The organism is Micromonospora sp. Utrum1 (genome assembly GCF_057197805.1).
This window is the reverse complement of the sequence record NZ_CM170071.1, coordinates 1739520-1752374: the sequence shown is the minus strand read 5'-3', so window position 1 is coordinate 1752374 and position 12855 is coordinate 1739520. Positions and strand designations below refer to the sequence as shown.

The window sequence follows — 12855 nt, the reverse complement described above, 5'->3', positions numbered from 1 at the left end:
GCGTGAACGGTGCCTGTAAGGATCGTCACGCCCAGCACTCCTTCCAGCCAGGAGCCGGCCGGGAGTAGCGTCGGCAGGCGATGACCAACGTCTGGCACCTCACCGTGCGCCTGTACGTCGACCTCCGACGGCAGGCCAGCGGCATCTGTCCGGCGCAGCCGCTCTCCTGACGCTGCCCCGTTCACCCACCACCAGACCTTGGACAGATTCCCATGGCTTCCGCCCTGCGCAAGTTCCCCTTTTCCGTGCAGATCCTGCTCGGCCTCGTCCTCGGCGTGGCGCTCGGCTTCCTGGCCCGCGCCAACGACCTCGCCTGGCTGACCAGCACCCTCGACACCGTCGGCGGCCTCTTCGTCCAGCTGCTCAAGCTGGCCGTGCCGCCGCTGGTCTTCACCGCCATCGTGGTCAGCGTGGTCAGCCTCCGCGGCGTGGCCAACGCCGCCCGGCTGGCGCTCAAGACGCTGCTCTGGTTCGGCATCACCGCGCTGATCGCGGTGAGCATCGGCATCGGCCTCGGCCTGCTCACCGACCCCGGCAAGGGCGTCACCCTCGACGTGGCCGGCGCCACCGCGCCGAAGAAGACCGGCTCCTGGACCGACTTCCTCACCGGCATCGTGCCGACCAACCCGGTCGGCGCGTTCGTCGAGGGCAACGTCCTCCAGATCGTCTTCCTCGCCCTGGTGGTCGGCGCCGCCGCGCTGCTCATCGGCGAGGCCGCCGAGCCGTTCGTGAGCCTCAACCGCTCGGTGCTGGCCATCGTGCAGAAGGCGCTCTGGTGGGTCATCCGGCTCGCCCCGATCGGCACGCTCGGCCTGATCGGCAACGCCGTCGCCTCGTACGGCTGGGACCTGCTGGCCCCGCTCGCGAAGTTCACCACCGCCGTCTACGTCGGCTGCGCCATCGTGCTGTTCGTGGTCTACCCGCTGGTGCTGGTGGCCGCCGGCCGGCTCAACCCGCTGCGCTTCTTCGCCGGCGCCTGGCCCGCCATCGAGCTGGCCTTCGTGTCCCGCTCCTCGGTGGGCACCATGCCGGTGACCCAGCGTTCGGTCGAGCGCCTCGGCGTCCCCCGCGAGTACGCCTCCTTCGCCGTGCCGTTCGGCGCCACCACGAAGATGGACGGCTGCGCCGCCATCTACCCGGCCCTCGCCGCGATCTTCGTGGCGCAGGTCTTCGGGGTGCACCTGGGCGTCACCGACTACCTGCTGATCGCCTTCGTCTCGGTGGTCGGCTCGGCCGCCACGGCCGGCCTGACCGGCGCGATCGTGATGCTCACGCTGACCTTGAGCACGCTGGGCCTGCCGCTGGCCGGCGCCGGTCTGCTGCTGGCCATCGACCCGATCCTGGACATGATCCGCACCGCCACCAACGTGGCCGGTCAGGCCCTCGTGCCGACCGTCGTGGCCGCCCGCGAGGGCACCCTCGACCGCGCCGCGTACGACTCGGCCGGTAGGCGTGACCTGGTCGACGCTGTCGACGCTCCGGAGAGCGAGCGGCTCGCTCCGGTAGCCGCCTGAGCACTTCGTTCCCGGGGGGAGGGCTTCGGCCCTCCCCCCGACGCCTGTTGAAGGATGACCACATGAGTGCCCTCTTCACCCCGCTGACCCTGCGCGGCGTCACCCTGCCCAACCGGGTGGCGCTCGCCCCGATGTGCCAGTACAGCGCCGGGCCGGACGGCCTGCCCACCGACTGGCATCGCGTCCACCTCGGCTCCCGCGCCGTCGGCGGCGCCGGACTGATCATCACCGAGGCGACCGCCGTGGTCCCCGAGGGGCGGATCAGCCCGCAGGACACCGGGCTCTGGTCCGAGGCGCACGTCGACGCGTGGCGGCCCATCACCGCGTTCATCGCGGCCCAGGGGGCGGTGCCGGCCGTGCAGCTCGCGCACGCCGGATTCAAGGCCTCCACGTATCGGCCGTGGGCCGAGCACCGGGGCGGCGTACCGGACGCCGAGGGCGGCTGGACCCCGGTCGGCCCCGGCGCCGAGCCGTTCGTGCCCGACTACCGCACCCCGACGGCGCTGGACGAGGCCGGCATCGCCGCAGTGGTCGAGGCGTTCGCCGCCGCCGCCCGCCGGGCGCTCGACGCCGGCTTCGCCGCCGTGGAGATCCACGCCGCGCACGGCTACCTGCTGCACGAGTTCCTCTCCCCGCTCACCAACCACCGGACCGACGGCTACGGCGGCGACCGTGCCGGCCGGATGCGGCTGACCCTGGAGGTGGCCCGGGCGGTGCGCGCCGCGGTCGGCGAGGCCGTGCCGGTGCTGACCCGGATCTCCGCCACCGACTGGACGGACGGCGGCTGGACCGTCGAGGACAGCGTGGTGCTCGCCGGTGAGCTGGCCGCGGCCGGCGTGGACCTGGTCGACGCCTCCTCCGGCGGCGCCTCCGCCGCCGCGAGCATCCCCGTCGGCCCCGGCTACCAGGTGCCCCTGGCCGCCCGGATCCGCCGCGACGCGGGCGTGCTGACCGGCGCCGTCGGCCTGATCGTCGAACCCGAGCAGGCCGAGCAGATCGTCGCCGCCGGCGAGGCCGATTTGGTCCTCCTCGGCCGCGAACTCCTCCGCGACCCCTACTGGCCCCACCGCGCCGCCGCCAAGCTCACCCAGAACCCCACCTGGCCAAACCAGTACACCCGAGCCTCCTGACCCCCTGCCCTGCCCGCCTGCCCCGCCTTGCCTGGGGGCGGGCGGGAGGGGTCAGCCCGCCAGGTGGCCCCAGCGGGACTCCAGGTCGGGCCACGGGCCCTGGGCCGTCACCGCGCCGTCGACCAGCACCACCACGTGGTCCGCGCGGACCAGCGCGGCCCGCTTCGCGGTCGAGCCGACCACCGTCACCCCGTGCTCGCGCAGCGCCGCCCAGAGCGCCAGCTCCGTCGTCACGTCCAGCGCGGACGAGACGTCGTCGGCGACCAGCAGCTCGGTACGCGGCGCGAGCGCCCGGGCCAGCGCCAGCCGCTGGAGCTGCCCGCCGGAGAGCCGGGTGCCCTTGTGCCCGATGAGCAGCCCGAGCCCGCCCCCGGCCGCCGCCAGGTCGTGGTCCAGCTGGGCGGTCGACACCGCGTCGGCGGCGTCCACCTGGTGGCCGAGCGCGATGTTGTCCGCCACCGTGCCGGAGAGCACCCGGGGCAGCTGCCCGACGTACCCGACCTGGTTGGGGCGGAGGAACAGCTCCGGCTCGGTGACCGGCTCGCCGTTCCAGCGCAGCGTGCCGGTGTGGTGCACGATCCCGGCGAGGGCCCGCAGCAGCGAGGACTTGCCCGCGCCGACCGGCCCGACCACCAGCACCAACTGTCCGCGTTCGACGGTCAGGTCGACGTCCCGGACGGCGAGGGTGCCGTCGGAGTGCAGCGCGCCGAAGCCGGTCAGCTCCAGCCGGCGCAGCGGGTGCCGCGCCGGCGGTTCGGGCGCCGGGGCGGTGCCGGCGGCCAGGTCCAGCCCGGGCACCGTCGCCGAGTAGGTGGCCACCCCGCTCATCGCCACCGTCCGCCTGGTCCACACCCGGGCCGACGGGTAGTGCGAGACCAGCGAGGCGGTGGTCCACGCGAACCAGCGGGCCGCGCCGAGGGTGGAGACCGCGACCAGGGTGGCCCCGGCGGAGAGGCCGCCGGCCAGGTAGAGCGCCCACGCGCCGATCGGCAGCAGGCCGCTGGCGATCGACGGGGTGGACCGAGCCCACACCTGCATGGCGATCTCCCGCCGCTGCCGGTCGCTGCGGACCGTGTCCAGCTTCGCCAGATGGTCCAGCACCGGGCGGGTGGCGCCGGCCAGCTTCACCGTACGGGCGGCGGAGAGCGAGGAGACCAGGGCGGTGGCGAACGCGGCGCGGGCCTTCACGGTGCCGCCGGCGGTGCGTTCCAGCCGGGGGCCGAACAGGGTCGCCGCCAGCCCGGAGACCACCATCGTCCCGACGAAGAACAGCGCCGGTACGAAGCTGCCGGTCACCAGGGTCATGGTGATCACGATGGCCAGCGAGATGAACTGGTCCATGAGGTTGTCGGCGAGCTGCACCACCCGGTCGGTGTCGCCGCCCTGGGCCACCACCTCGGCCGGGGTGTGCCCGCTGACCCGGCGCGCCCCGGTCTGCCCATGCACCAGCCGCGCGCTGATCCGCAGCATCTGCCGGATCCACCACTGCGGGAACCAGAGGTTGGTCAGGTACGGCAGCGGCAGCACGACCAGCAGCGCGGCGACGATGCCCAGCGCCGGCAGCCACGGGTCTCCCCCGCCGACCACCTCGGCCCAGAGCCAGGGCAGCACCGAGCCGTCCAGCCCGAGCAGGGTCATCACGACGAACAGGCAGACGGAGAGCAGCCCGTACCGCGGGTCGTTGGTGCCGAGCCGGAGGATCTCCCGCAGGGTCCGCGCGGGCGGCGGGTCGGGCAGCGGCGGCGGGTCGGTGCGCGGCACCGCGACCTGGCGCGGCGCGGTGGCCGCGGTGGCCGACTCGGCCGGCTCGTCGGGCCACTCGTCGGGGCCGTCCAGCAGCTCCACCCCGCCCCGGCGGGCGCCCGCGCCCGCGTAGGCGCTGGCGTGGCTGGTGGCGAGCAGTTCGGCGAAGCGGGCCGACTCGCGCAGCGGCCCGGCCTCCAGCACCGCGCCGTCGGCCATCACCACGACCTCGTCGCAGCGGCGCACCGAGGAGAGCCGGTGCGCGATGACGATGCCGATCCGGTCGGTGAGCAGTCGTTCGGTGGCCTGGCGTACCCGGTTCTCGGTGACCGGGTCGAGCCGGGCGGTGGCCTCGTCGAGGATCACCACGTGCGGGTCGCGGACCAGGATCCTGGCGAACGCGACGAGCTGCTCCTGCCCGGCGGAGAGCACGTGCCCGCCCTCGCCGAGCCGGGTGTGCACCCCGTCGGGGAGTTCGGCGATCCAGCCGGCGAGCCCCAGCTCCTCCAGCGCCCGGGTGGCGTCGTCGAGCAAATCCGGGTCGAAGAGCGCGACGTTCTCGGCGAGGGTGCCGGCCAGGATCTCGGTGCGCTGGGGCACCACGGCGATCCACCGGCGCAGCGCCTCGATGTCCAGGTCGACCAGGTCGGTGTCGCCCAGAAAGACGGTGCGGGACGGCACGTCCACGGCCCGGGTGAGCACCTTGGCCAGCGTCGACTTGCCGGATCCGGTCCGGCCGACCAGGGCGTAGGACCGGCCGCGGGCGAAGGCGAGCGTGACGTCGCGCAGCGCCGGCCCGCGCTCCTCGCCGGTGGCTGGGTAGCGGAACGTGAGCCCTCGGACGGTCAGGTCTCCCTCGACCGGGACGGCGCCGCCGGTCGGCTCCTGGCGAGAGTCGGCGAGCAACTGCACCCGCGCCCACGCGCCGAGCGCCTGTTGCAGGTGCGGCACCCAGCGGGCGATGTGCTCGACGGTCGCGCCGAAGGCGAGGGCGAGCAGCCAGATCGCGGTGAGCCGGGCGGCGTCCACCCGGCCGGTGGCGAGCGCCCACGCCCCGGCCAGGACCACGGCGGCGATGCCGACCCGGACGCCGCCGGCGGCCAGCGCGGTGACCCGGGCGGAGAGCCGGAAGACCCGGCCGCCCCGGGCGATCACCTCGGCGGCCCGCCGGGCGTAGAGGCGCAGCACGTACGGGCGGGCCAGGCTGGTGCGCACGTCGTCCTGGCCGTGCACCGCCTCCTCCATCACGGCGGCCAGGTCGGACCAGGCCTCCTCCTCCACCATCCGGGCCGGGGCGATCCGGGCCGTGGGGCGGCGCAGGGCCACGCCGAGCAGCGCGGTGAGCAGGATCATCCCGACGCCGGCCGGCCACCACACGACCAGCGCGCTGACCGTGGCGAGCAGGCAGACGGCGACGCCCTGGACGAGCCGTACGCCGGTGTTCCGCATCTCGGCGGCGACCTGGTAGACGTCGTTGTCGATCCGGTCGAGCAGCTCGCCGACCGGGGTGGTCTCCAGGGTGGGCAGGTCCTGCCCGAGCGCGACCCGGCAGAGCCGGCGGCGGACGTCGGCGGACCAGTCGGCGGTGAGGCCGGCCATCAGCAGGCCGATGAGCAGGTCGGACACGACGGCGGCGACCAGCGCCACGGCCAGCGCGGTGAACCAGCCGGGCGACCGGTGCACCAGCACCGGCCCGGCCAGCGCCGAGGCGGCCGCCTGGCCCCCGGCCCCGAGCACGATCAGCAGCAGGACGAGCGTCATCCGGCGCGGTGCGGTGGCCCGGAGATCGCGGAGCAGGCGCATGGACAGTCCTCCGGACTCGGGTCGGTGGGGGCGGTGCCCCCAGCCTCACCCGGGCGGCCCCGGCCACTCAAACGATTTACCGGCGCGGCGTCACGTCTGGGCGACCCGGCGGACGATGCCGAGCAGCGCCTCCTGCACGTCCTCGATGGGCCGGTCCGGCTGGAAGACCAGCCAGTCGACGGCCACCACCAGGCCGACGCCGAACAGCGCCGAGCTGGCCGTGCGCACGTCCAGGTCGGCGGGGAGGTCGCCGCTGGCCACCCCGGCCCGTACGGTCTCCGCGATCACCTCGATCGCCTCGCCGCGCAGCAGCCGCAGGGTCTGCTGCCACTCCCGGTTGGTCCGCCACATCTCCGAGAGCAGGAGCTGGGCGAAGGCCCGGTAGCGGCGGATGTACTCCAGCTCGGCGCGGACCAGCGCGGCGAGCGCCTCGCGCGGCGGCTGCCCGGCGACGGCGGCCCGGAAGTCGGCGGTGAGCAGGCCGATGCCGTGCCGCAGCAGCTCCTCGAAGAGGACCGTCTTGGACTCGAAGTTGTAGTAGATGGTCCCCTTCGCCACGCCGGCCCGGGCCGCGATGTCGTCCACGGTGGTGGCCGAGAAGCCTTGCTCGGCGATGAGTTCCACCGCCGCCACGAAGAGGCGTTGGCGGGTGTCCTCCCGCCGGCGGGTCCGTCCGTCCGTCACCCGCCCATCCTCACATGGTCAGTTCGGGGTGCAGCTTGGCCGGGGTGAGCCGGCGGGAGCGGCGCGCCGCGCCGACGGTGAGCGCCAGGGCACCCGCCCCGAAGGCGAGCAGCACCAGCGCCCCGGTGACCACCGGCCCGGAGGGCCCGCCGTTGATCGTGTGCCGCAGGCCACCCACCACGTACGTCATGGGCAGCCAGGGGTGGACGGCCTGGAAGAAGCCGGGCGAGGTCTGCACCGGGTAGGTGCCGCCCGAGGAGGTGAGCTGGAGCATCAGCAGGGCCAGCGCGGCGAGCCGGCCGGCCGGCCCGAGCGCCACGCCGAGCAGCTGCATGACGGCGGTGAACGCCAGCGAGGTGAGCGCGAGCAGCCCGAAGGTGGCCGGCCCGTGCCGCGGGTCGAGGCCCAGGGCCAGGGTGACCACGGTGTAGAGCACCGCGACCTGGGCCAGCCCGATCGCCGCGGCGGGCAGCCAGCCGGCGAGCGCGACCCGCCAGCCGGGCGCGCCGGACATCACGTGCCGCCGGTTCACCGGCCGCAGCAGCATGTAGGTGATCATCGCGCCGACCCAGAGCGCCAGGGCCAGGAAGTACGGGGCGAAGCCGACCCCGTACGACCCGGCCGGGTGGTCGGAGTGGCGGATCAGCCCGACGGGGTCGCCGAGGACGTCGGCGCGGCTGTCCGCGTCGTCGTACCCGGGCAGCTTCTTCTCCCCGGCGGCGAGCCCGTCGGCGAGGTCACCGGCGCCACCCTCCAGCTTGGTCAGCCCGTCGGCGAGCCGGTTGCTGCCGCCGCTGAGCTGCGCCAGGCCACCGTCGAGCTGCCGGGCGCCGGTGGCGAGCCGGTAGAGGCCGCCGCGGAGCTGGTCGGCGCCGTCCGCGGCGTCGCCGAGCCCGTCGCGGAGCTTTGCGCTGCCCTGCGCCAGGGTGGTCAGGCCGCCGGCCAGCTGGTCGACCTTGGTCCGGGCCGTGGCGACGTCGTCGGCCAGGTGCGGCGCGGCGGCGGCCACCTCCCGGGCGGTCTGCGCGACCTCGGTCATCTGCTTCTTCAGCGCGGCCAGGTCGGTCCCGTCCAACGCGACGACCATGGCCCGGGCCGCGGTGACCGCCTGGTCGGCGGCCCTGCGCGCGGCGACCAGGTTCGGGTCGTCGGCCAGTTCCGGGTGCTCCTCGACCAGCGCGTCGAGCCGGTCGCGCACCTTCTCCGCCTGGCCGACCACCTCGTCGGCCCTGGCCGGCAGCGCGTCGAGGCCGTCGGCGAGCGCCTGCGCGCCCTCGGCGACCAGCGTGGCGGCCCGCTGGATGTCGGCGGCGTTGCGCCGGAGCAGCGGCTCGTATCTGTCCGCCGCCGCGTCGACCTGCTTCGCGGCGGCGCGGGTCTCGGTGGCCGCCCGGTTGGCGCCGTCGGCGATCTGGGCCGCCCCGGTGTAGAGCTGGTCCAGTCCGTTGGCCAGCCTGGTGGCGCCCTGCACGGAGGTGTTCAGCCCGCCGGCGAGCTGCCCGGCGCCGTCCTCGGCGGTGCCCAGCCCGTCGGCGAGCTGCCCGGCGCCCTGCTGGGAGGTGCCGAGCCCGTCGTGGATCCGGCCGGCGCCGTCGGCGGCCCGCCCGGTCTCGGCCTTGGCGTCGGTGAACCCGATCAGCATCCGGTCGAAGTACGACGCGGCGGTGCTCTCCGCGGCGGCGGCCCGGATCTCGCTGAAGGCGGAGCGGGCGAGCAGCCCGGAGAGGTAGTTGGTGGCGTCGTCGTTGACCACCTTCAGCTCGCCCCGCCGGGCCGGCCGGTCGGGCTCCGGGCTGGCCGCCAGGGTGGCGGAGAAGTCCGCCGGGATGGAGAAGACCAGGTGGTAGCGGCCGTCGCGGAGCCCCTCGGTGGCGTCGTCCTGGTCGGTCACCGTCCAGCCGAAGACCTTCCGGTCGAGCAGTTCGTCGGTGAGGTCCCGGCCGGCGTGCACCTCGCTGCCGTCGCCGGCCTTCGCCGGCCGGTCGGCGTTGACCAGGGCCACCGGGATCCGGTCGAGGTTCCCGTACGGGTCCCAGAAGGCGTAGAGGTAGAGGGCGCCGTAGAGCAGCGGGATGACGGTGAGGACGGCGAGCGCGGCGCGCGGCAGCCGGCCCCGGGTCATCCGGCGCAGCTCGAACAGCGCGAGTCGAACGACACTCATGCGGTCACCTCGGAGGTCAGGGCCGGGCTGGGCAGGGTCGGGTCACCGATCCGGTGCGCGATGGCGGTCGCGGCCGGCTCGACGGCGCGGGCGCTGGCGACAACGGCGTACCCCTGGTCGGCGAGGCGGGCCAGGGCGGCCCAGATCCACGCCCGCTCGGGCGCGTCGGCGCCGGCGTCCACGTCGTCGGCGACGATCAGGTTCGGGCCGCCGAGGCTGGCCAGCACCAGGCCGAGCACCTGCCGCTCGACGGGGGTGAGGTCGCGGCCGTACCGGTCCGGGTCGAGCGGGGCGTCGGTGAAGCCGGCGCCGGCGATCGCGGCGGCGAAGGCGTCCCGCCGGTAGGCCCGCCGGGCCCGCACGGCGGCGACCGGGACGAGCTGCCGGCGGCGGCGCGGCACCGGCCCGAGCAGCAGCAGCCGCTCCTGGATGTGCTCGGCGACGGTGAGGGTGGGATCGGGCTCGTGCACCCCGGCCACCTGCCCGAGCGCGGCCGGTCCGCGGCGGCGCAGCTCTCCGTGGGTGTGCGGGAAGCGCCCGGCCAGGGCGAGCAGCAGCGAGGTGCGCCCGCTGCCCGGCGGTCCGGTGACGGCGTGCAGCTCGCCGGCCTCGGCGCTGAGGGCGACGTCCCGGTAGACCCACCCGCGGCGGGTGCGCAGCCCCAGCCCGCTGGCCTCGACGATCTTCATCGCACCGTGTCCCGACATCTAGACTGACTGGTCAGTACAAAAACATGCCGAGCATAGCGTCGGTTGTCCGGTTCGGCGCAATCAGAAGGGACGTGATCCCGGCCATGCCGGGTCGTCGCGGGAGGCCGGGGCCTTAGAACAGCACGGTGGCGAGCGTGCCCACCGCTCGGAAGCCGCAGCGCTCGTAGACCCGGCGGGCGGGCAGGTTGAAGTCGTTGACGTAGAGGCTCACCGTGGGCGCGACCCGTTCCAGCGCGTCCCGCACCACCGCCGCCATCGCCGCGGTCGCGATGCCCCGGCCCCGCCACTCCGGCGCGACCCAGACCCCCTGCACCTGCGCGGTGCGCCGGGTGACCACGGCCAACTCGGCCTTGAAGACCACCTCGCCGTCCACGAACCGGGCGTAGGCCCGGCCCGCGCGGACCAGGTCGGCCACCCGCCGCCGGTAACCGCGCCCGCCGTCCTCGAGCAGCGGCGACACCCCGACCTCCTCGGTGTACATCGCCACCGCAGCCGGGAAGAGCCGGTCGACCTCACCGCCGCGCACCCGGCGGACCTCCGGGTCGGGCGCCACGACGGGCAGCGCGTCCGTGGCCAGCAGCGGCTGGTTCGGGCGTACGTCCCGGGCCGGCCCCCAGTAGGCGGCGAGGCGGTCCCAGAGCCCCAGCACGGCGTCAGCGCGGCCCACGATCGAGGAGCAGAGCCGCTCCTCGGCGCTCAACTGTTCGGCGAAGGCGGCCACCGCCGCCTCCGAGGCGAGCACCGGCGTCAGGTTGCCGCCGAGCCAGCAGATCGACTCCAGGTTGCGGCGCGAGCCGTAGCCGAGGATCCGCCCCTCGGCCCGCCACCAGGCCAGCCCGCGCGCCGCCACCCGCTCGGCGACCTGCGCGCCGGCGTACGGGTCGAGGTCGAGCAGCCGCTCGACCGCACGGCGCTCGGACTCCCCGAGTTGGCGTACCGGCAGCGTGAGCACGGATACCAGCCTGCCAGATGCACCCTGCCCCGCGCGGGCCGACCTGAAGACGCCGGACGATCGGTGGTGAGTGGCGGCTCAGCCGACCGGAACCGGTTCCGCGTCCGGCACGGCGGGCCGGGTCCGCGCGGCCCAGCGCACCACCGGCGGCACCAGCACCCCGAGCACCAGGAACATCCCGCCGAGCAGCAGCCACCCCGGCACGCCCCAGCCGATCGCCAGGGTGGTCACCACCACCGGGGCGACCATCGAGCCGAGCTGCATGCCCATCCCGTACGCGCCCTGGTACTGACCCTGCGCGTGCGCGGGGGCGAGCCCGAACGAGATGCCCCAGCCGGCTGCCGCGTGCCACAACTCCCCCACCACGTGCACCAGCGCGCCGCCGAGCAGCAGCGGGACCGCCACCGCGACGGGCACGCCCCCGCCGGCCGCGAAGAGCGCGCAGGCGACCGCGATCAGCGCGCCGGCCCGGCGGGCCGCCCGACCGGCCCCGGTGAGGTCCTCGGTGCCCCGCGAGGCGCGGACCTGGAAGAGGATCACCACCACGGTGTTGACCAGCAGGCAGGCGGAGATCAGCCAGCGCGGCGCGGTGGTGTGCCCGGCGATCCACAGCGGCAGGGCGATGTTGATCAGGCTGAAGTGCATCGACATCAGCCCGTCGAGCACAGTGAAGGCGAGGAACGGGCGGTCCCGCAGGGCGATCAGCCGCGGCCCGTGTGTGGGCGCCGGCACCGGCGGCACGGGCGGCAGCCGGAGCAGCACCGCCGCGGCCAGCAGGTAGGTGGCGCAATCGAGCAGGATCAGCGACACGTACGCGGTCCGCGTGTCGGCGGCCAGGGCGAAGCCGGCCAGCACCGTGCCGACCGAGATCCCGACGTTGGTGACCGCCCGCAGGTAGGCCCGGGTGCGTACCCGCTGGTCCGGCGGCACCGCGCCGGCGATCAGCGCGCCCCGGGCGCCCCGGGTCGCCGAGTCGGCGACCGCCATCAGCATCCCGACCACCAGGAACCCGGCGAAGGAACGGACGGCCACCAGGGCGGCGGTGAAACCGGCGGAGGCGAGCAGCGCGGTCAGCTGGAGGCCGCGTGGGCCGAGCCGGTCGGCCAGGTAGCCCATCGGCGTGCTGGTCACCAGGCTCACCAGCGCGGTGATCGTGAGAGCGAGGCCGACCTGGGCCACCGTCAGCCCGACCGAGCGGGTGAGGAAGAGCGCGCTGGCGGTGAGCCAGGTGCCCCGGCCGACGGTGTTGATCAGGGTGGAGAGGGCGAGGGTCCGGGACGGGCCCGGTTCGGGAAGCAGGCGCACCCTCAGACCCTAGCAAGACGTACGTACGGTTTCCCTTCCCGTCCCACATCCTGTCTTGTCGACGATGCATTGCCGATATATCGTTGATGCATCAGCGATACGACGACAGAGGGAGGACCCCGATGGGTTTCCACCGCCGGATGCACGCCGTACATGACGAGATGCGGATGCGGGGCTTCGGCTTCCCGCCCGTACCCCCCGGCCCACCGCCGTTCCCGCCCGGACCGCACGGTCACGGCCACGGCCGGGGTGGGCGGGGCCGCGGACGCGGCCGCCGGCCCAACGTGCGCGGCGCCGTGCTGGCCCTGCTCACCGAGCGGCCGATGCACGGCTACGAGATGATCCAGGAGATCGACTCCCGGACCGGCGGGGCTTGGCGGCCCAGCCCCGGCTCGATCTACCCGACGCTGCAACTGCTGGAGGACGAGGGCGTCATCGCCGCCGCCGCGGACTCCGACGGCGGGCGGAAGCGCTTCGCCCTCACCGACCAGGGACAGGCCGAGGCCGCCGAGGCGGCGCAGACCCCGCCCTGGGGCGAGTTCGCCGAGCAGACCGTGAACAGCTGGCACGACATCCGCGACGCCGGCGCGCAGGCCATGCACGCGCTGCGGCAGGTCATGATGACCGGCACCGACGACCAGCGGGCGCGCGCCGCCCAGGTGCTCGACGAGACCCGGCGCAAGCTGTACGCGATCCTCGCCGAATCCGAGTGAGTCCCCGCGTAGCGTTCGCCGGCCGGGGTGGCCACGGGACCGCCACCCCGGCCGGCGCCGCCGTCAGCCGGCGGGCCCTGCCCCGGTGGTTCACCCTCTCCGAGTTCGCCGCCGTGCCCCGGCCGGCGGCGCGGGCCTGA

Annotated in this window: 10 protein-coding genes; 4 read left to right on the top strand and 6 right to left on the bottom strand. The window is 74.9% G+C overall.

What is annotated here, in order from left to right; all coding sequences use genetic code 11:
- Nucleotides 1–224 precede the first annotated feature (224 nt).
- Together AC0OLQ_RS08630 and AC0OLQ_RS08625 are read left to right on the top strand one after the other, a co-directional pair.
- Nucleotides 225–1514 carry a dicarboxylate/amino acid:cation symporter gene (locus tag AC0OLQ_RS08630; RefSeq protein WP_484532301.1) on the top strand — a complete coding sequence of 430 codons (1290 nt, stop codon included), beginning with the start codon at nucleotides 225–227 and terminating at the stop codon, nucleotides 1512–1514.
- A 62-nt stretch (nucleotides 1515–1576) separates the two neighbouring features.
- On the top strand, nucleotides 1577–2644 hold the full coding sequence (locus AC0OLQ_RS08625; RefSeq protein ID WP_484530894.1) for an NADH:flavin oxidoreductase/NADH oxidase: 1068 nt from the start codon (nucleotides 1577–1579) through the stop codon (nucleotides 2642–2644).
- 51 nt (nucleotides 2645–2695) lie between these two features.
- On the opposite strand, the gene AC0OLQ_RS08620 is transcribed toward AC0OLQ_RS08625, so the two are convergent.
- The 6 genes from AC0OLQ_RS08620 to AC0OLQ_RS08595 form a co-directional block, all read right to left on the bottom strand.
- A complete protein-coding gene (locus AC0OLQ_RS08620) occupies nucleotides 2696–6190 on the bottom strand; it encodes an ATP-binding cassette domain-containing protein (protein WP_484530893.1) in 3495 nt (1164 codons plus the stop codon).
- A 90-nt stretch (nucleotides 6191–6280) separates the two neighbouring features.
- Nucleotides 6281–6874: a TetR/AcrR family transcriptional regulator gene (locus AC0OLQ_RS08615; RefSeq protein ID WP_484530892.1), complete on the bottom strand. Its 594-nt coding sequence runs from the start codon at nucleotides 6872–6874 to the stop codon at nucleotides 6281–6283.
- A gap of 10 nt (nucleotides 6875–6884) precedes the next feature.
- Nucleotides 6885–9035 (bottom strand): YhgE/Pip family protein, encoded by a 2151-nt coding sequence (locus tag AC0OLQ_RS08610; RefSeq protein WP_484530891.1) that lies wholly within the window; start codon nucleotides 9033–9035, stop codon nucleotides 6885–6887.
- A complete protein-coding gene (locus tag AC0OLQ_RS08605) occupies nucleotides 9032–9742 on the bottom strand; it encodes an ATP-binding cassette domain-containing protein (RefSeq protein ID WP_484530890.1) in 711 nt (236 codons plus the stop codon). Before AC0OLQ_RS08605 ends, AC0OLQ_RS08610 begins: the two co-directional genes overlap by 4 nt.
- Before the next feature lie 115 nt (nucleotides 9743–9857).
- The gene (locus tag AC0OLQ_RS08600; RefSeq protein WP_484530889.1) at nucleotides 9858–10697 is read right to left on the bottom strand and encodes a GNAT family N-acetyltransferase; all 840 of its coding nucleotides are present in this window, start codon (nucleotides 10695–10697) and stop codon (nucleotides 9858–9860) included.
- A 78-nt stretch (nucleotides 10698–10775) separates the two neighbouring features.
- Nucleotides 10776–12002 carry an MFS transporter gene (locus tag AC0OLQ_RS08595; protein WP_357338130.1) on the bottom strand — a complete coding sequence of 409 codons (1227 nt, stop codon included), beginning with the start codon at nucleotides 12000–12002 and terminating at the stop codon, nucleotides 10776–10778.
- 122 nt (nucleotides 12003–12124) lie between these two features.
- Here AC0OLQ_RS08595 and AC0OLQ_RS08590 point away from each other — a divergent pair, with 122 nt between their 5' ends.
- Both AC0OLQ_RS08590 and AC0OLQ_RS08585 read left to right on the top strand, forming a co-directional pair.
- The gene (locus tag AC0OLQ_RS08590; RefSeq protein ID WP_357338125.1) at nucleotides 12125–12715 is read left to right on the top strand and encodes a PadR family transcriptional regulator; all 591 of its coding nucleotides are present in this window, start codon (nucleotides 12125–12127) and stop codon (nucleotides 12713–12715) included.
- The gene (locus AC0OLQ_RS08585) at nucleotides 12712–12855 is read left to right on the top strand and encodes a hypothetical protein (RefSeq protein WP_357338123.1); all 144 of its coding nucleotides are present in this window, start codon (nucleotides 12712–12714) and stop codon (nucleotides 12853–12855) included. The genes AC0OLQ_RS08590 and AC0OLQ_RS08585 overlap by 4 nt, the downstream gene beginning before the upstream one ends.